Genomic DNA, 18,053 nt, shown 5'->3' with positions numbered 1-18,053 from the left:
TTCATATGAAGCGGTCTTTTCGTTTATAAATCTGGTATTGGTTAAAATTAGATTACTCTCTGTTTTTCACCATTACCCATCCTGAGAATTTAAACGAAGTGTTCTTTTTATCATTCTCATTCCAGGTCACGGAGTACCAGTATGTACCTGTAGGAACTTTTTTGCCGGTTACGGTTCCATCCCATTTATAGCCATTGTTTTTATCAGCTTGATGAATTTTTGTCCCATATCGGTCAAAGATACTGAATATGAGATTTTGTTTACCCGCCATGGCAGAATAATCGATCACGTCATTTACGCCGTCTCCGTTTGGCGTAATTACATTCACAAGGTTGGGGACTACTACGCCTATTTCAACAGGATCGCAATCATAAGCATCTTTTACATAGATTTTGTGATCGCCTCTGGATAAGTTGGTAAATATATTGGAATCCTGCCAGTTGATGTTATCCATAGAATATTTGTAGGCTGGAGTTCCTCCGATCACGTTCACTGTGATGGTATTGCTGCTGATATCAATATTAGACACTACCGGCTGGTCGGAAGCATAAACTTTTACAGTCTGTGTGGTAATACATCCTCCTGTATTCAGTTTTACCCAGTACGTTCCTACTCCCACATTGCTGATGGACTGTGTAGTCGCTCCTGTGCTCCATTCATAACTGGCAAACCCAGGTCCTGCATCCAGAGTAGTTTTATCTTCAATACAGATAATTTTATCTTCCAGAATATTTGACTTTACTGGCGCAATAACCGTTAACGTCACTTTAGCAATTGAATAACAGCCTCGGGTGTCGGTTACTCTTATATATATTACGCCGCTTGGAGCAATGTATGTAAGTGGATTCAGAATTTCATTGGTTGCATTTTCAGCATCAGTAAATGACGGGAAATATCTTTTTGTAGCGCCGAGTACAGAAGTTACTGTTGCATTGGTAAGGTTAAATGAAGCGGTTGCGGGATTAGATTCTATAAAGCAGGATCTGAGACTTGTATCATTTACGGCAACTACAGCATAAAGATTTAAGTTGATTTTGGCTGTTGCAGTACATCCCTGCGGAGTGGTTACCAGTACATAAATCACATTTGTTGATGAAAGGTAAGCATACGGATTGGTGATCTCATTAGTTCCTGCATTCAGATCAGCCATGGTTGGATAATATTTTTTTACCGCTGTACCGTTTGGATCATTATATACGTTAGCGGTTGTCAGATTAAAAACCGCTGTTCCCGCGCCGTTGTTGTTACACATCGTCAAAGTAGCATCTGTGGCAACTATATTCCCCTGTTTGAATTTGAATTTCCCTGTCTGTCGGCAGGAATTTATCGGGTTGTTCGGATTGGTAGGATCTTCATAATGAACACTGTAATAGTATACTCCGGTAGTGTTCACCGTTTGAGGGGTCAGAATGGGATTGTTTCCGGAAAGAGCTTCGTTCTGGCTGGTGTGATAGGTAACAACGAAATTGGCATTACCATTTACGATTCCTGATGTTAAAGTGGAAAAATCAAAAATGGCAGGGTCCGTACAAATAACTACTTCTGACGGGTTGGCTGGATTGGCCGCCGGAACTCCCGGAGGTACAAATGGATGAGGGGTAATTGCCGGATCATTGAAAGGTGAAGCCAGGGTAGCGGTTCCTCCCCATGTAAGGGAAAATCCGTTTGTGTTGGCACTGTAATTATTTACCAGAAGGTAATAGGTTTCTCCAGGTAGTACATCCATGTACCTTACCCAATCACTTGTATTTCCTGTGCCGGCACCAGCAAAAGGAAAGGTTGTAGTCATATTAAGTCCTGTAGCACCCGATGTATATAGAGTATTACATCTTATACTATTTCCTTTATTGGCACAGGTTACGTTCGGGCCCCATACATAAAAGTCGTAATCTGTAGCCCCGGTTTGTAAAGGAGTGATCACGAAAGTCAGAGTTCCTGCTGTTGCAATAGTGAATTTATACCAAACAGAGTACCTTTCCTCATAAATTCCGCAGCTCCCGTCAGGTAATTCCTGAACTCCGGGTCCGCTGGGAATATAGGAAATATTGGAATTACCACAAACCGACATCGCTGTAATGCAGTCTTGCTGAGCGAAAAAGAGCATGGGTAAAAATAAAATTAAAAAGAGTAGAGTTTTTTTCATATCTGATTATTTAAAAATGTTAATTCATATAGGTTTTAGTTAATGGCAGCCTGTTTTTACAGGATTTATTTTCGAATAGTCTGGCCAACTATTGTATGTTTCTGAATCTCAAACTATTAATTTATAACAGATGATTCTGGAAATTCAGAATGTTTTTATCTTAATTTTATAAGGTAATGCTTATTAAACTAGTGTGAATTAACTATAGCCCTGGTAATCCCATAAGACATGAATAATACCACTCCTGAAAGTTGAACGAATGGTTTAAATAACAAAAAAGGGCAGGCCGTTTTGCTATAGTATTTTCATTAAAATGAATATTTCCTGATCAAATATACTTAAAAAACACCTGTTGATTATCAATTGTTTAGTATTTTAATCTTTTTTTAATTATCAATGAATTACAGTAATACAAATTTTATCTTTCTATTAAAGTATAGCAAGATTTAATAACCGTAGATGAATTGTATTTACGTTAGAAGAAAAAGTAAAAGGGGAATTGTCTCTGAATTTTGTTCTGATTAAAGAAAAATTTTGTCAGAAAAATTAATACTGCATTTTTCTCAGCTTCGGATTGGTGCTTCCTACAAGTAGAGCAATCAGAACAGTCATGCTTCCCCCGAATACAACAGACCGTACAACCCCCATCAGCTTAGCCATCAGCCCGCTTTCAAACTGACCCATTTCATTGCTGGACATAATAAAAATTGAATTGACACTCAGAACTCTTCCCCGGATATGGTCCGGTGTCTTAAGTTGTACAATGGTCCCACGGATGACAACAGAAATGCCGTCAAGCATTCCGCTCATCACTAAAAATATAAAGGAAAGCCAATACAGTTTAGAAAGCCCGAAACCAATAATGCAAAGCCCAAATCCGGTAACAACTGCCAAAAGAATTTTTCCCTGGTTTTTACGTAACGGAACAATCGAGAGAATAGTGATGATACACATGGAGCCAATATCAGATGCCGCATTCAATAATCCGAAACCTTCCGCTCCGGCATCCAGTATGTCTGTGGCAAAAACAGGAATCATGGCGACAGCGCCGCCAAAAAGGACAGCAAACATATCAAGACATAACGCCCCTAAAATTTCTTTCGTTTTAAAAATATAGGAAATCCCTTCACGCATACTGTCAACAACATTTACCGTTTCTTTTTTATATTCCGAATACTGTTTATTCAGCTGCCAAAAGAAAAGCGACGCAATAAATATCAGAGAAAGAATGACTACCAATGTCCATTTTACTCCGAAATACCCAATCAGAAGCCCGCCTGCAGCATGTCCGCATACCGAAGAGATAAGAAATGTAGCCTGATTAAGCGTAACAGCATTCGGGAGATTTTCTTTTTTTACAATCTTAGGAATCATAGAAGGAACAATAGGTCCTATAAATGCCCGCGCAATACCCGTAAAAAAGATAACTCCGTATATAAAATAGGTAGTCTGATGCCCGTCAAAATGCATTTCCATCCTGAAGAAAGCAGGAATCAGCAGCAGTCCGATCAGGAAAATATAAGCATAGTTACAGATCAGTAATAATCTCTTTTTTTCATTCATATCAATGACATGGCCTGCATATAACGCACAGCTTACCGCAGGAATCACCTCCGAAAGTCCTATCAGCCCAATTGAAAACGGGTCTTTTGTCAGCTGATATACCCACCATCCCAATAAAGTAGCAAGCATCCTGAAGGCTAAAACAATAAAAAATCTTCCCGTAAGAAGATTCCTGAATTCAATATTTTCTAATGTTTTTAACGGGGTAAAAGAAATCATGCACAAAAATAGCCCTAAATATTTATTTAAGGCTGTTTGTATATTTGTTTTTTAAATGATAAATCAAATAAGTTCTGAAAGATAAAATCTATTTTAGTCTGCTCTCAGTGAACTGATCACGATGGCGGCAACACCTGCAGCACCAATTACCGTAGCACCCGCTGTTACTCTGGCTTTAGATCTATCTTTCACCGCAGCTACATTAGATTTTGGAATGATTACTTCTGTACTGTCTTTCTTACCGGCAGTCCCGATGAGGTTATTTCCGTCTACATTTCTAAAGAGCATTTTCTGTTTCGGAGAACCGTCTTTCATGGTAACGATATACATTCTTCCGGCTTCCAGATTAGAATAGTTATTTTTTGAAATATCATCACTGTACTTTGTCGTAGCACATGAGGAGATAACAAATAAAGAGGTTAATAAAGCTGATTTTAAAAGTACAGATGCTCTCATTATTATTTTTTAGTTTTTCAAATTTATAATTTTTTTCCAATATACGTTTTTGGAATTAAAAAAATATCTTTAAAATTTATGAAGTTCTAACTGATCTGCAATTTTTCTGTCATTGGCCAGCCTCGGGATTTTATTCTGCCCACCCAATTTTCCTTGGGATTTAGCATATTCATGGAAAGCGTTTTTCCTCAGTTTTGTGATATGAAGTTTCTGCAGGATATTTCCGGTAATCAGATCGTCATAGTAAATATTGCGTTTACGTAGCTGATCATCAAGTTCGTTTCGGAAAAGATTCATATTTTCAGGTTCCTTTTCAAATTCTATCAGCCACTCATGATAAGGAAGCCCTTCATTGGGATTCACCTGCGGTGCAAGATGGAATTCTGTGATCTGCGCCGGGAACTTCTCCAAAGCGGTTTTCATTGCTTCTTCTACCTCAAAAGCAATAACATGTTCTCCGAAAGCGGAAGTGAAATGTTTGGTTCTGCCGCTTACCAGAATTCTATAAGGATCTTTGCAGATAAATCTCACTACATCCCCGATGGAATAGGCCCAAAGACCTGAATTGGTAGTCAGGATAAGAGCATAATCTTTATGAAGTTCAACCTCTTTTAATGACAGGCGTCGTGCTCCGGGCTTTCCGTATTCTTCTAACGGAATAAATTCGTAAAAAATTCCGTGGTTGGTTAAAAGAAGTAGTCCTTCCTTCGTATAATCATCCTGGAAGGCAAAAAAACCTTCAGATGCGGGGAAGGTCTGTACGGTATCTACTTTTCCACCCAGCAGATCTTCCATTTTATCTCTGTAAGGCTCGTAATTAACGCCTCCCGTTACGATAAGCTGCAGATTCGGGAAAAGCTGTTTGATCTTTTTACCATGTTTTTCAGTCAGTTTTTCAAAATACATGATCAGCCATGGTGGAATACCCGAGATAAGGGTCATATCTTCCTTCTCTGTTTCTTCGATAATTTTGTCGACCTTGGCTTCCCAGTCTTCCATGATATTGGTTTCCCAGCTTGGAAGACGGTTCTTTTGAAGGTAACCGGGAATGTGGTGGGCAACAATGCCGGAAAGACGTCCTGTTTTTATTCCGAAAACTTCTTCCAGCTCCGGGCTACCCTGGAGGAAGATCATTTTTCCTTTAACGAAATCTGCGTTATTCTTTTGAGCAATGTAATGGAAAAGAGCACTCTGTGCACCTGCGATCTGAAAAGGCATTCCTTCTTTGGAAATAGGAATGTATTTTGACCCCGAAGTTGTTCCCGATGTTTTGGCAAAATATTCAGGGGTTTCTGTCCATAGAATATTGGCCTGCCCTCTTTTTACTCTTTCAATATAGGGTTTTAAATCTTCATAATCTGCAACAGGAACTCTTTTCTGAAACTCCTGTACCGAATGGATATTCTCAAAATCATGCTCCCGCCCGAAAAGCGTTTTCTGGGCAGTTTTAACAAGAGAGAGAAGCAGGGCTTCCTGGTTTTGTTCAGCATTTTTCTTGAATTCTTCAGTTTTCCGGACATGTTTTTTTGCCCAGATCAGTGCTGCATTTTTCTTGATGAAGTTTAACATGCTTCAAATTTATAAATAAGTATAGAATCTTAAGCCATTTTCTTTGCTCAGGTGTAAAAGTTTAGGGATTTTTAATGATGGTAAATGAGCATAAAATAAATAATACCGTTTCGTTTATCTTATTTATACAGGACATAAATATCCTTGTGTGAAATATATTTTCAATCTTCTTATATATCGGCCATTCTTTCTATTTAAATCCTGTTTAGAATTGAAGAAAAAATTGGTATTAAAAAATTTTCGCTCGTAGATTTGTCAGATTGAGCATATTTTTTGAAGCTTTAGACTATGAGTTACAAAAAAAACCAGTGAATAACTTCACCGGTTCTTCGAAATTTGATTATGAAAATAACAACTATATGTTGAGTTTATTTGTTCTCTTTATATCTCTTGTCAGGAGTGCCGTCTTTTTTTAGCTTTTTGTTCTCCTTATATCTTTTGTCCGGTGTACCGTCTTTTTTCATTTTGGCTGCCGGTTTTGCTGTTTTGGCTTCAGGAGCTTTTACTGTTTTTGTAGTCTGATGAGGGGCTGTGCCGGAAGCAGGAGCAGTCTGTTGGGCAGTTGCAAGCCCTAGGCCTAGTACCAAAGACATTGCAGTTAATAATTTTTTCATAGGGTTTTATTGTTTGTTTTCTTAAGTAAAGATAATCAAAAAACGGGCTGGAAAAACGGATGTTTTTAAACTTAACTAAAGTTTATTACTGCTTAAAAAAAAATTAAAACGTTGATATAAGGCATAAAATGAGCCTGTTTATTTTAAACAGGCTCTGATGTAAGTATGAATTGTTGGTTTATCGTGTACAGTTGGCAGTCCAGGTTTTACCATCTTTTATGTATAAGATCTTTAGCTCATTATTATCAATTCTGATGTAAGATGTTGCATTAGATCCTATCATAACCAGAGTATGGTCTCCTTGCTGCTCAAATTCTATTCCGTTCAAATCGGGGATGCTGTTAGAGAATGCAAAATTATACTTTGTACCGCTGGCGATCTTGGTCACAAATACACTTCCGTTGTCTGTATTAATGTTGGTAGATCCGTCATTATAGGAAACACTGCCTTTATAGGTTCCCGCAAAAAAGTCATTATTTACAGGGTCATCATCTCTGCTGCACGATGAAAAAGATAACGCTGTAAAAAATACCAGCATACAAATTCCTAAAATTCTAATTGCTTTTTTCATAATACTATTTCTTTAAAAGTTTGTTAAAGGAAAATTTCCAAACTTTATGCCATGGGGTTAAAAACAATATTTTTTTAACGTATAATTAAATGAATTGGTAAAAAATTAAGATTTGGGTATCTGTTTTAAAGTTTTGTTAATTTTTATACAAAACCCGAATTCTTAAAAAAGAGAAAAATATACGTATCTTTGCCGCTCAGACACGGTTTCGGAGAACTTCCGAAATCGCTTTTGTCGTTTATACAATTACTATTTATGCAGCTAAAACCTATCAACGAAAAATTTCTTCCCGATCTGCTTCAGAAAGAATTTGGCAAAGAGATCTTTGATCAGCTGGAAGGGAGCCAGCATATTTCCGTGAAGGGAAATGCTGGTTCTTCAGCTTCTATTTTTACTGCCGAGCTTTTCCTCACACGAAAAAAAAATATCCTTTATCTGGTTGATGATAAGGAAGATGCCCTGTATGCGAATACTGAAATGGAAGATCTGCTGGGGAAAGATAAAGTTTTGTATTTTCCGGCAACCCATATGGAACCTTATCAGGTTGAGAAAACGCAGAATGCCAATCTTGTTTTGAGAACAGAGGTTTTAAATAAGATCAATTCAGGGAGATCTCCCAAAGTGATTGTTGCCTATGCGGGAGCTTTATCGGAGAAAGTTCTTAAAAAAGAAGACTTTAAAGCCATTTCTCATCATATAAAAACAGGAGATCAGCTGGACTTTGATTTTGTAGATGAGCTTCTTACACATTATCATTTTCAGCAGGCTGATTTCGTTTCCGAGCCCGGAGAGTTCTCAGTAAGAGGGGGAATTGTAGATGTATTTTCTTATTCCCACGAAAAGCCTTACCGTATTACTTTCTTTGGAAATGAAGTGGAAAGTATTAAAACATTTGATATAGAAACCCAGCTTTCAGTAGAAAAAGTAAAAGAGTTCCAGCTGGTTTCGAATATGAATTTTTCGGTGACAGGAACAAGGGTTTCATTACTGCAGCTTCTGCCGGAAGGGAGTTTTATCATTTCCCGGAATGGAGCGACCGGAATGCAGAAAATCAAAACATTTTATGAAAAATCTCTTGAGAAATATGAAGCGCTGAATAAAGATATTGCTCATAGAAGACCTCAGGAACTGTTTATTTCAGATCAGGAGTTTTTATTTGATTATAAAAAATTTACAACGGTTGATTTTGCTGGGATTTCGATGGAAGGCCTCAGAGATCTCACAGAAATTAAAATGGAACAGCTTCCGCAGCCGTCTTTCCATAAAAATTTTGAACTGCTTATTGAAGATCTTGAAGAAAAGCAAAATGCAGGTTTCGATACATGGATCTCGTTTTCCACAGAAAAACAAAAAGAAAGGCTTGAGTCTATTTTTGAAGAACTGGAACACGAACTCCCTTTTAAAAGTTTTAAATCTGAACTGCATGAAGGTTTTGTAGACAGCGGACATAAATTATTGGTATATACGGATCACCAGATTTTTGACAGATATCAGCGGTATAAAGCAAAAAATACTTTTGCCAAATCTGAGCAGCTTACATTGAAAGACCTGATGTCATTGAAAATCGGAGATTATATTGCTCATATTGATCATGGTATCGGAAAGTTCATGGGACTGGTAAAAGTGAATAATGACGGAAAGATTCAGGAATGTTTCAAACTGACGTATAAAAATGGAGACCTGTTGTATGTGAGCATCCACTCGCTGCATAAGATTTCGAAATATAATGGTCCGGAGGGAAAAGAGATTACCCTAAGCAAGCTTGGTTCGCCAACTTGGAAATCTTTGAAACAGAAAACAAAAGCGAAAGTAAAACAGATTGCTTTCGACCTTATCAAATTATATGCACAGCGGAAAACAGCAAAAGGATTTGCATATACTCCGGATTCCTATCTGCAGAACGAGCTGGAAGCAAGCTTTATTTATGAAGATACACCTGATCAGGAAAAAGCTACCATTGATGTGAAAAAAGATATGGAGGCAGATACCGTGATGGATCGTCTGGTATGTGGCGATGTAGGTTTCGGAAAAACGGAAGTTGCCATGCGTGCAGCATTTAAAGCAGCAACAGATGGAAAACAGGTTGCTGTGCTGGTTCCTACCACTATTCTGGCGTTTCAGCATTACAGGAGTTTTAAAGAAAGACTGAAAGATTTTCCTGTGAATGTTGCATATGTAAACCGTTTCAGAACTGCTAAGCAGAAATCTGAAACACTTGAAGATCTGAAAAACGGAAAAGTAGATATCATCATCGGGACCCATCAGCTGGCAAGCAATTCTGTGAAATTTAAAGACCTTGGACTTCTGATTATTGATGAAGAGCATAAATTCGGTGTTTCTGTAAAAGATAAGCTAAAAACTCTTAAAAGTAATGTAGATACGCTTACACTGACAGCAACTCCAATTCCCAGAACGCTGCAATTTTCCCTGATGGCAGCAAGAGACCTTTCTGTAATTAAGACACCACCGCCCAACAGACAGCCCGTTGATACCCATTTGATCGGTTTCAATGAAGAGACGCTCCGGGATGCTGTTTCTTATGAACTTCAGAGAGACGGGCAGGTGTATTTTATCAACAACAGGATTGAGAATCTTAAAGATATTGCAGGACTTATCCAAAGATTGGTTCCGGATGCAAGGGTAATCACAGGGCACGGCCAGATGGAAGGAAAACAGCTGGAAAAAAATGTCCTTGACTTTATGGACGGAAAATATGATGTTCTTGTTTCTACTACCATTGTTGAAAGTGGAGTGGATGTTCCGAATGCCAATACTATATTTATTAATGATGCCCAGCGTTTCGGAATGGCCGATCTTCACCAGATGAGAGGAAGAGTAGGACGAAGCAACAGGAAGGCTTTCTGCTATCTGATCACCCCTCCTTATGATATGATCACTTCTGATGCCCGTAAACGTCTTGAAGCGATTGAACAGTTTTCTGATTTAGGGAGTGGCTTTCAGATCGCGATGAAAGACCTGGAAATCCGGGGAGCCGGAGATCTTCTGGGAGCAGAGCAGAGCGGCTTTATCAATGAGATGGGCTTTGAAACCTATCAGAAACTAATGCAGGAAGCGCTGGAGGAGTTGAAAGACGATGCCGATTTTGAAAACTTATTTGAAAATGAGGAAGACCGTCAGAAGCTCTTCAAGTCTGTAAAGGATGTTAATATCGATACTGATCTTGAATTAATGTTACCTGACTTTTATATTTCTAATACAGAGGAGAGGCTGCTGCTTTATCAGAAAATTGCAGAGATCAACAGTGAAAAAGAACTTCACAAGTTTGAACTTGAACTGATTGATCGTTTCGGTCCGCTTCCCAAAGAGGCGGTAAATTTATTAAAAAGTGTCTCCCTGAAATGGCTTGCAGCAGATATAGGATTTGATAAAATCGTGATGAAAAACGGGGTGTTCCTGGGATATTTTCCAGGTAATCCTCAGGATAAATTTTATCAGACCGACCGCTTCAGGCATATCATCAACTATTTAACTCAGAATCCGACTGAAGCTCAGCTGAAAGAAAAAATCGGAAAGGAAGGTAATCAGTTGATGATGAGAAAAGAAAAAGTAAAAAATGTGGATGAAGTGAATAGTCTTCTAAAGGCAATCATAGGACATGAATAAATGGATAGAATGACGTTTTTTTTGATAAAAAATAGTTTTTAAATCTCTGAAAGCAAATAATTTTTATTCAAAATAGATAAAAGATCTGGAAAATTTACTTTTCAGATCTTTTTTTATTGAGAAATTTTAATAATTATTTTGAACAGTTGATCCATAAAAAAGTGACTGAAAATCACAGTATAATGAGTAAAAATAATTCGTGAAATACTTCTATTACAGGGCTTAACGAGGGTTTTTCAGCGAAAATAAAGAGCGGATTAATCACTTGTAGAAATAATTCTACTTTTTTGTACAACTAATTCGATGGTGTAAATGCTTTATTTCTACATAGTTAGAATTAATTGGGTTGCTTTTTTAGGTTGATAATTTGTATCTTTGTGGCCCAATTATGAAAAAAATTATATTTTGTTGCGCTTTTGGACTTGTTTCATTCTGTGTCAGCGCGCAGGTGGGAATAGGGACTACATCCCCTAAATCTACTCTCGATGTAAACGGGAAGACCACCTTAAGAAGAGAACTTAGAGTAGGCGGAAGTTCGGCCGAGGCAGGAAAAGCCGGGCTTAACGGCCAGGTTTTGGTTTCACAGGGAGAAGGAAAGTCTCCTGTATGGAAATCATTGAATGTTTCCTTTATGGAAGAGGGGCAGTACAAATTAATCAATTCGTATGTGTCTTCAGATCAGAACGGGATAAGTTCCCTTTCTAACTTAGCTACCGGTGATGGCATATACAAAAATAATGTGGGAGATGATATTACCGATACTTCAAAAGGAACATGGGTGAAAATTGAAGGCCTGAAAAATATTTTCGATATCAAAAACGGGAAAAACAGACTTACTTATCAGTTTCAGACCGGTGTTGAAATAAAAGCCCCGAATGCACAGGCTTCCCAGAACATAAGTTTTACCTGTGGTGTTTTCAGAAACGGAAGGCTTGTTGCGGTACGTCCGGACAGGATTGCTTCAAATAACAACAGCGAAAAAGCAGGAATACAGGAGTATATTTTTACCCTTAACTATACTGAACAAAATGTACCTATAGGCACACAAAGGCTTGAAGTAGCCTGTCGTAAGATCTCTACTTCCAGTTCGGGATCCCAGTTTGCCATAGGACGTAATATATCAGACACCAACACGGTTTCCAATGCATTTACTCTTGAATCTATTATGAAGATAGATGTGATTGAGTATGTTACTTATAAAAACAATTAATCAACTGATGAGAAAAATAATATTAACTCTATTTCTTGGAGCAGGACTGCTGCTGTCCGGACAGGTGGGTATTAATACAGATACTCCGAAGGCCAAACTGGATGTGAACGGAGATCTGAATCTGAGAAATAAAATAGTCGTTCTGAATACAACAGACAACAGCCTTTCTCAAGGGAATAATGACCAGATCCTTGTCTCTCAGGGAGAAGGCTACCCGCCCATCTGGAAATCGCTGCGTATTCCGGAATATGAACCGAATAAATTTTATCTGATATTCAATAATTCCTTTTCGGACAGAACAGGAGTGAAATTTACCAGTACTGAACAGTTTGGTACTGCTGCCCGAAGTACAGCTTTTGTAAAAGGAGCAAATTTCTCCAGTTTTTCAACGTTTAAGAAAATCCCGGGACTGTCTGAGAAAATCAAAGTATACAGTACACAAAGCAAAACATACTTCCAGTTTGAAACTGTGGTGCAGGCCGATCTGCCTTCCAATAAGCCAACAGACGTTTCAATAGATTATGCATGTGGAATTTTTGTAGATGACAAATTGGTCAATATGAGACAGAGAAACCTAAAGGCAAGTACTGCAGCCAGTACTTTCATTACCCATAATCAGATCGGGGTCATTGAAAACCTTTCTATAGGAGAACATAACGTAAGCGTTGCATGCTCAAGAATCGGGTCTTATGAAACGGCAAATAATATTGTTCTGGCTATAGGAACCTATGCGGCAGATAATATCAATGATTTCATTACCCAGTCTTCTTTAAAAGTAGATGTGTATGAAATTCCTCAGTTCTTTAATCCTATTACTAATTAAATCCGGTCATGAAAAAAATACTAATTATAAACTCTTTATTGTTGGCTGTTTTTGCCGGGGCTCAGGTGGGAATAAATACTTCTAATCCTGTTAATGCATTGGATGTAAACGGAGATCTGAGTGTAAGAGGTGAGTTGAGAACAGGAGGAACTAATGTTCTTAGAGGATCTGCCGGTACAGCAGGATACATTCTGCATAATAACTCAGAGATGAATATTAATGATTGGAAGAACATTAAAATTGCTGACGGGCAGGGAAGTATGTCTGTATTTTCCCTGAATACGGTAGCAGACCAGACTGGTGTTGTTTTTACCGGAAACGGATCTCCTGTTCCTTATACAGAAAATACAGCCCTGAATAGTAATTGGGTAGTGCTTCCCGGAACCAATGATACATTTTCCATTACAAATGGTACAAACAAAGTGGTATTTACCTTTCAGACGACTGCTCAGAAGACTGGAAACGGAAGTTCTTCAGCTGGTTTTGCCTGTGGTGTTTTTGTAGATAATAAACTTAGGGCGGTTCGAACTGAAGTTGTATTAGGAGATGAAGGTGCCTATAAGATTTTTAATCTTAATGCAACACTTACCAATCTTACACCCCAAAATAACTACAGCGTTAAGGTAGCCTGTACAAAGAGAACCTTGAATAACGGAACTCTGGGAATAGGCACTGCCGTAAATGTAAATTTCCTTAATAATGAAATGGCACAGTCTGTATTAACAACTTCCGTACTGCAACCTTATTAAAATATCATTATTATACCTTATAAAAACCTAAAAACATCATGTTTTTAGGTTTTTTTTATGAAAAGAAAAGAATTGCTTTTAAATTGTTATGAAAATGAATGATTTGGTCAAAAAAATGGATTATATTTGTGAACTCACTAAAATATTTTTTCAATGGGAAAAAACTATCTTTTAAAAATTTTTGCCGGCGTACTGGTTGGATTCATGGTTTCATGTAACAACAGTGGTTCGGATGATTTTGAACCAAGTGCTGGTAACGGCGGAAATAACGGTAATGGAACTCCTCCTCCTGCAAGAGTACTGGAAGAGATCACTTTTAACAATGTCGTTCAGGAAAAATATATTGTTAATTCAGGAAAACTGGTAACCGGAATGTTTAAAGATGGCAATACCAGTACATCTTATACAGGTACGGTAACCTATAACGGAGATAAAATATCCAAAATAATGTTTCTGGGAAATGTAGCTGGAAGTGTTTCTTATGATTTCACAATTAGTGAAGACAGCAAAGGAAATATGTATAATGCCACCTGTAAGGCTGTTGCTCCTACAGCGGCCAATTCTTATATCAGTGATTATACTTTTACTTATGACACAACAGGAAAGCTTACCAAAATCCTTGAAAAGAAAAAATATGGCGGTACATATGCTTATACCAATTTTGTGCTGATTGATTTTACTTATATTGGAAATAATATTTTTAAAGGAGACTGTACCAGAGGAGTAATGAACGGCGCAGGCGATCCAGATATGAGCACTGCTAAGAAAACAATGTACAGCTTCCAAAACTATGATTCTAAGATCAGTCCGTTTTCTACACTTCCAAAGAGCTTTTTTATGGCGTGGAGCTTAGTGCGTCCTGACACCTTCTATAGAATATCTCCCAATAATCCTACTTCAGTATATGTAGCACCACCGGCACCGGCTACTGCTACCAGTACACCATTGGATTATCTTTATGATAATCAGAACTATCCTGTATCTAACAAGGATCAGAAACTTAAATATACTTACAGAGTTTTATAATCCTTCTTTGATTATCGGTTTTACCGGAATATAAATAAAAAGATAGCTTTTATACAAAAAAAAGTTATATTTGTCAAAAAATAAACAATTACCTGGAAATGAAACGACTTTTCTACTTTATTGTATTGATAGCAGGTTTTTCTTCAATATACTCCTGCAAAGATATGCTGGATGATAACGGGGATCCTTTAATAGATTTAAATAACACTGGAGGTCTTATTGGGCCAAGAGCACTGTACAGAGAAATTACAGACAAAGATACATTGGCAGAATACCATTACAGTGGTCTTCTTTTAACCAAAGTACTTATGGATAGTTCTTCAGTAGCAGATATTGCTTATAGTGGAGATAAAATAAGCCAGGTTACTTTTAACGGTTTTCTGGATCTTAACGCAGACGGAAAACTGGACAAGGACAGTATTTCTTATACGCAGCTGTTTACTTACGGACCTAATAATAAATTAGTAACCATCTCAGAGAACAGACTGACTTTCAGAAGACCAGCACCTGTACCTCCGGCTACGGCTCCGGGCCCTCAGACGCTTCTGAACAGAACAAAAGCTCTTTATGATTTAAAATACGATGCATCTACAGGCAAGCTAAGTACCATTTCGATGAAAAATGGTCCTGAAACTCCAGGAGTTCCATTCACTTTTAAAGATTATTCTGAAACAGAATATACATATTTAGGGGATAACGTGGCTAAAACAGTAAGAATTTACGGGCCAATGGCTGGCGGTGTACCAGGAGCGGTTACTAGAAAATATGCTTACGAGTATTTTGCTTATGATAATGAAATAAGCCCTTTTACTCTGCTTCCTTCAGCGTATAAAATTTCAAGACTTTTATCAACAGAAATTAATGATAGAGAAAGTCATATCTTGTCTCCAAATAATCCTAAGAGACTAACGGTAACAGACCTTATGCCTCCTATTCCTACTTCGGTGATCAGAACGACTAATTATAATTATGACCTTCAGACCTATATGACAAAAGGGTTTGGTGTTAACTATATTTATAAGCCTTTCTAGAAAATAATTTCTTAAAATATACAGCCCGGTCTTTTGGAGATTGGGCTTTTTGTTTTTTATCCCTTAATTTTGTAAAAAATTTCTAAATGAAATATTTAATAGTCGGTCTCGGAAATAAGGGGCCGGAATACGAGAATACACGTCACAATATAGGATTTAAGGTTGCCGAAAAGATTGGGGAAACCCTGGAGGCTCCATTCAATACAACTAATTTTGGCTGGATGGCTGAAGGAAAATACAAAGGGAGAAAAGTTTTTGTGCTTAAACCTGATACCTATATGAATCTTTCCGGGAACGCCGTAAGATATTGGATGCAGAAAGAGAATATTCCCTTGGAAAACGTGCTGATTATCACAGATGATCTGGCGCTGCCATTTGGGACATTGAGAATGAAGATGAAAGGCTCAGATGCAGGCCATAACGGCCTTAAGAATATTAATGAAGTGCTGAATACCCAGAATTACGCAAGGCTTCGTTTCGGAATATCTGCAGATTTTTCTCAAGGCCGGCAGGTAGATTACGTTTTGGGAACCTGGAGTGGGGAAGAAGCAGAAAAGCTGCCGGAGAGGATTGAAAAATTTTCTAAAGCCTGCCTGTCTTTTGTTTTTGCGGGAATCAATAACACGATGTCAGCTTTTAACGGAAAATAAAATCAGATTGTAAAGATTATCAGTCTAAGCAATACATAAAAATAAAGACCATCGGGATTTCCGATGGTCTTCTGTTGTACTTTTAAAAATTAATTTCCAATCAATTTATATCTAAATTACTACTTGCTTTTACATCGCCCTTCTGTGCGTGATCAGGATGTGAGAATCCTCATCTCTTTCATAATCTGCATATGAAGTTTTGAAGCCTAAAAGTTCCACATCAATGTCTTCTTCTTTTGCCCTGATATTAGCGAAATCCTGAATCATTTCTAATACATCTGTGGCAATATATGAAGTTCCTCTTGCATCGATGGTCACGGCAGAATTGGACTTGATATTTTTTAAAGTTTTTTTAATGGCAGCCTTGTTTAAGAAGGATACTTCTTCCGCAAGTTTTATCGTAATGCCGTCTGCATTATTCAGCTTTTCACGGCTCAGATAATAAGCACGTTTCATATTTCCCTGAAGGATATAAAAAACGGAAATGGCCAAACCAATACCTACACCTTTCAATAAGTCTGTAGCTACTACAGCTACCACGGTTGCAACAAATGGGATAAACTGGAATTTTCCAAGATGCCAGAAGTGCTTGAAAGTAGCCGGTTTTGCCAGTTTGTATCCTACCAGGATAAGTACAGCAGCAAGTGTGGCAAGCGGTATCAGGTTGAGTATAAATGGAATGGTAAGTACACAAACCAATAACAGTACACCATGAATCATGGCAGACATCTTAGAGGTTGCTCCAGCATTGGCATTGGCAGAACTCCTTACTACTACTGAAGTCATAGGAAGTCCCCCGATGAATGAACTGATCAGGTTTCCGATGCCTTGTGCTTTAAGCTCAAGATTTGTGTCGGTTATTCTTCTCTGTTTGTCCAGTCTGTCGGATGCCTCAATGCAAAGAAGGGTTTCAATAGAGGCTACAATAGCAATAGTTGCTCCTACGATCCACACTTTAGGATTGGTGAATCCTGTAAAATCCGGCATGGTCACAAGGTTCTTAAAATCATCCAAAGACTGTGGGACCGGAAGTGAAACCAAATGCTGGGTATTGATTGCTAAAGAACTTCCGGAAAGCTTAAAAGCTTCATTCATGAGAATTCCTGCTACTACAGCTACCAGTGCTCCCGGAAGCATTTTCATTCTTTTCAGAGCAGGAATTTTATCCCACAGAATAAGAATAGCTACCGAAACCAAAGTGACAATAATGGCTCCCGGGTGAATAGCCCCGAAAAGCTCTGAAAAATAATTGAAGTTAATTCCATTGTTAAAAAGAGACTGATTGCCTTCGTAATCTTTGTCAAATCCCATTGCATGAGGAATCTGTTTCAAAATAATAATGATCCCGATAGCAGCTAGCATTCCTTCAATAACATTGTTCGGGAAGTAATTGGAAATACTTCCTGCTCTGACGAATCCCAGTACAAGCTGGATCAGTCCTGCAATAATTCCGGCGCATAAGAAAAGTTCAAAAGCGCCCAGATCTGTAATGGCTGTTAAAACAATGGCAGTAAGCCCGGCAGCCGGTCCGGATACTGAAATATTTGAATTACTGATGAATCCTACAACAAGACCTCCTACAATACCGGCAATAACTCCCGATAATGGCGGTGCGCCCGATGCTAAAGCGATTCCTAAGCATAAAGGTAACGCTACTAAGAATACAACGAGTCCGGAAGGGAAATTCTCCTTGATTCCTCCTAATAATGATGTTTTTTTCATGATATTTTTGAAAAATACTATAACCGATTGATCTATCCTTTGATAATCAATTATAAAAGATTGGAAATTTAATTTTTAAAGCA

14 protein-coding genes are annotated in these 18,053 nt (G+C 37.9%); 7 read left to right on the top strand and 7 right to left on the bottom strand.

The window, feature by feature from the left end; translation table 11 throughout:
• Window positions 1-52 precede the first annotated feature (52 nt).
• From J2Y40_RS18720 to J2Y40_RS18695, 6 genes are all read right to left on the bottom strand, one after another.
• A complete protein-coding gene (locus tag J2Y40_RS18720) occupies window positions 53-2,143 on the bottom strand; it encodes a T9SS type B sorting domain-containing protein (protein ID WP_310000701.1) in 2,091 nt (696 codons plus the stop codon).
• Window positions 2,144-2,689: 546 nt separating this feature from the next.
• The gene (locus J2Y40_RS18715; protein ID WP_153397398.1) at window positions 2,690-3,925 is read right to left on the bottom strand and encodes an MFS transporter; all 1,236 of its coding nucleotides are present in this window, start codon (window positions 3,923-3,925) and stop codon (window positions 2,690-2,692) included.
• Window positions 3,926-4,018: 93 nt separating this feature from the next.
• Window positions 4,019-4,381 (bottom strand): hypothetical protein, encoded by a 363-nt coding sequence (locus J2Y40_RS18710; protein ID WP_153397400.1) that lies wholly within the window; start codon window positions 4,379-4,381, stop codon window positions 4,019-4,021.
• 69 nt (window positions 4,382-4,450) lie between these two features.
• Window positions 4,451-5,950, bottom strand: coding sequence for a GH3 auxin-responsive promoter family protein (locus J2Y40_RS18705; RefSeq protein ID WP_310000698.1), 1,500 nt, complete (start codon window positions 5,948-5,950; stop codon window positions 4,451-4,453).
• Between the two features lie 368 nt (window positions 5,951-6,318).
• Window positions 6,319-6,564 (bottom strand): hypothetical protein, encoded by a 246-nt coding sequence (locus tag J2Y40_RS18700; RefSeq protein WP_082377044.1) that lies wholly within the window; start codon window positions 6,562-6,564, stop codon window positions 6,319-6,321.
• Window positions 6,565-6,742: 178 nt separating this feature from the next.
• Complete coding sequence (locus J2Y40_RS18695; protein ID WP_153397404.1) at window positions 6,743-7,135, bottom strand: hypothetical protein; 393 nt, start codon at window positions 7,133-7,135, stop codon at window positions 6,743-6,745.
• A 255-nt stretch (window positions 7,136-7,390) separates the two neighbouring features.
• Between J2Y40_RS18695 and mfd the strand changes: the two genes are divergently transcribed.
• The 7 genes from mfd (at window position 7,391) to pth (ending at window position 16,248) form a co-directional block, all read left to right on the top strand.
• Window positions 7,391-10,759, top strand: a complete 3,369-nt coding sequence (gene mfd / locus J2Y40_RS18690) for a transcription-repair coupling factor (protein ID WP_153399954.1) — start codon at window positions 7,391-7,393, stop codon at window positions 10,757-10,759.
• 388 nt (window positions 10,760-11,147) lie between these two features.
• The gene (locus J2Y40_RS18685; RefSeq protein ID WP_153397406.1) at window positions 11,148-11,969 is read left to right on the top strand and encodes a hypothetical protein; all 822 of its coding nucleotides are present in this window, start codon (window positions 11,148-11,150) and stop codon (window positions 11,967-11,969) included.
• A gap of 7 nt (window positions 11,970-11,976) precedes the next feature.
• Window positions 11,977-12,792, top strand: a complete 816-nt coding sequence (locus J2Y40_RS18680) for a hypothetical protein (protein ID WP_153397408.1) — start codon at window positions 11,977-11,979, stop codon at window positions 12,790-12,792.
• An 8-nt stretch (window positions 12,793-12,800) separates the two neighbouring features.
• Window positions 12,801-13,541: a hypothetical protein gene (locus J2Y40_RS18675; protein ID WP_310000693.1), complete on the top strand. Its 741-nt coding sequence runs from the start codon at window positions 12,801-12,803 to the stop codon at window positions 13,539-13,541.
• Window positions 13,542-13,694: 153 nt separating this feature from the next.
• Window positions 13,695-14,567: a hypothetical protein gene (locus J2Y40_RS18670; RefSeq protein ID WP_153397412.1), complete on the top strand. Its 873-nt coding sequence runs from the start codon at window positions 13,695-13,697 to the stop codon at window positions 14,565-14,567.
• A gap of 98 nt (window positions 14,568-14,665) precedes the next feature.
• Window positions 14,666-15,598 carry a hypothetical protein gene (locus J2Y40_RS18665; RefSeq protein ID WP_153397414.1) on the top strand — a complete coding sequence of 311 codons (933 nt, stop codon included), beginning with the start codon at window positions 14,666-14,668 and terminating at the stop codon, window positions 15,596-15,598.
• Window positions 15,599-15,684: 86 nt separating this feature from the next.
• Window positions 15,685-16,248, top strand: coding sequence for an aminoacyl-tRNA hydrolase (gene pth, locus J2Y40_RS18660; protein ID WP_153397416.1), 564 nt, complete (start codon window positions 15,685-15,687; stop codon window positions 16,246-16,248).
• 129 nt (window positions 16,249-16,377) lie between these two features.
• Here pth and J2Y40_RS18655 read toward each other — a convergent pair whose 3' ends face one another.
• On the bottom strand, window positions 16,378-17,970 hold the full coding sequence (locus J2Y40_RS18655) for a SulP family inorganic anion transporter (RefSeq protein WP_153397418.1): 1,593 nt from the start codon (window positions 17,968-17,970) through the stop codon (window positions 16,378-16,380).
• Between the last annotated feature and the right edge of the window lie 83 nt (window positions 17,971-18,053).

Origin of the sequence: Chryseobacterium sp. 2987, from assembly GCF_031456375.1 — a bacterium.
GTDB classification, from domain to species: Bacteria; Bacteroidota; Bacteroidia; order Flavobacteriales; family Weeksellaceae; genus Chryseobacterium; species Chryseobacterium vaccae.
The sequence above is the reverse complement of the archived record's forward strand: the minus strand, read 5'-3'. Positions and strand labels throughout refer to the sequence as shown.

Coding starts and splice junctions, on each gene's coding strand:
- J2Y40_RS18695 (WP_153397404.1), bottom strand. CDS start 7,135: ATGAAAAAAGCAATTAGAATTTTAGGAATTTGTATGCTGGTATTTTTT.
- J2Y40_RS18710 (WP_153397400.1), bottom strand. CDS start 4,381: ATGAGAGCATCTGTACTTTTAAAATCAGCTTTATTAACCTCTTTATTT.
- pth (WP_153397416.1), top strand. CDS start 15,685: ATGAAATATTTAATAGTCGGTCTCGGAAATAAGGGGCCGGAATACGAG.
- J2Y40_RS18715 (WP_153397398.1), bottom strand. CDS start 3,925: ATGATTTCTTTTACCCCGTTAAAAACATTAGAAAATATTGAATTCAGG.
- J2Y40_RS18720 (WP_310000701.1), bottom strand. CDS start 2,143: ATGAAAAAAACTCTACTCTTTTTAATTTTATTTTTACCCATGCTCTTT.
- J2Y40_RS18700 (WP_082377044.1), bottom strand. CDS start 6,564: ATGAAAAAATTATTAACTGCAATGTCTTTGGTACTAGGCCTAGGGCTT.
- J2Y40_RS18665 (WP_153397414.1), top strand. CDS start 14,666: ATGAAACGACTTTTCTACTTTATTGTATTGATAGCAGGTTTTTCTTCA.
- J2Y40_RS18675 (WP_310000693.1), top strand. CDS start 12,801: ATGAAAAAAATACTAATTATAAACTCTTTATTGTTGGCTGTTTTTGCC.
- J2Y40_RS18670 (WP_153397412.1), top strand. CDS start 13,695: ATGGGAAAAAACTATCTTTTAAAAATTTTTGCCGGCGTACTGGTTGGA.
- J2Y40_RS18680 (WP_153397408.1), top strand. CDS start 11,977: ATGAGAAAAATAATATTAACTCTATTTCTTGGAGCAGGACTGCTGCTG.
- J2Y40_RS18655 (WP_153397418.1), bottom strand. CDS start 17,970: ATGAAAAAAACATCATTATTAGGAGGAATCAAGGAGAATTTCCCTTCC.
- mfd (WP_153399954.1), top strand. CDS start 7,391: ATGCAGCTAAAACCTATCAACGAAAAATTTCTTCCCGATCTGCTTCAG.
- J2Y40_RS18705 (WP_310000698.1), bottom strand. CDS start 5,950: ATGTTAAACTTCATCAAGAAAAATGCAGCACTGATCTGGGCAAAAAAA.
- J2Y40_RS18685 (WP_153397406.1), top strand. CDS start 11,148: ATGAAAAAAATTATATTTTGTTGCGCTTTTGGACTTGTTTCATTCTGT.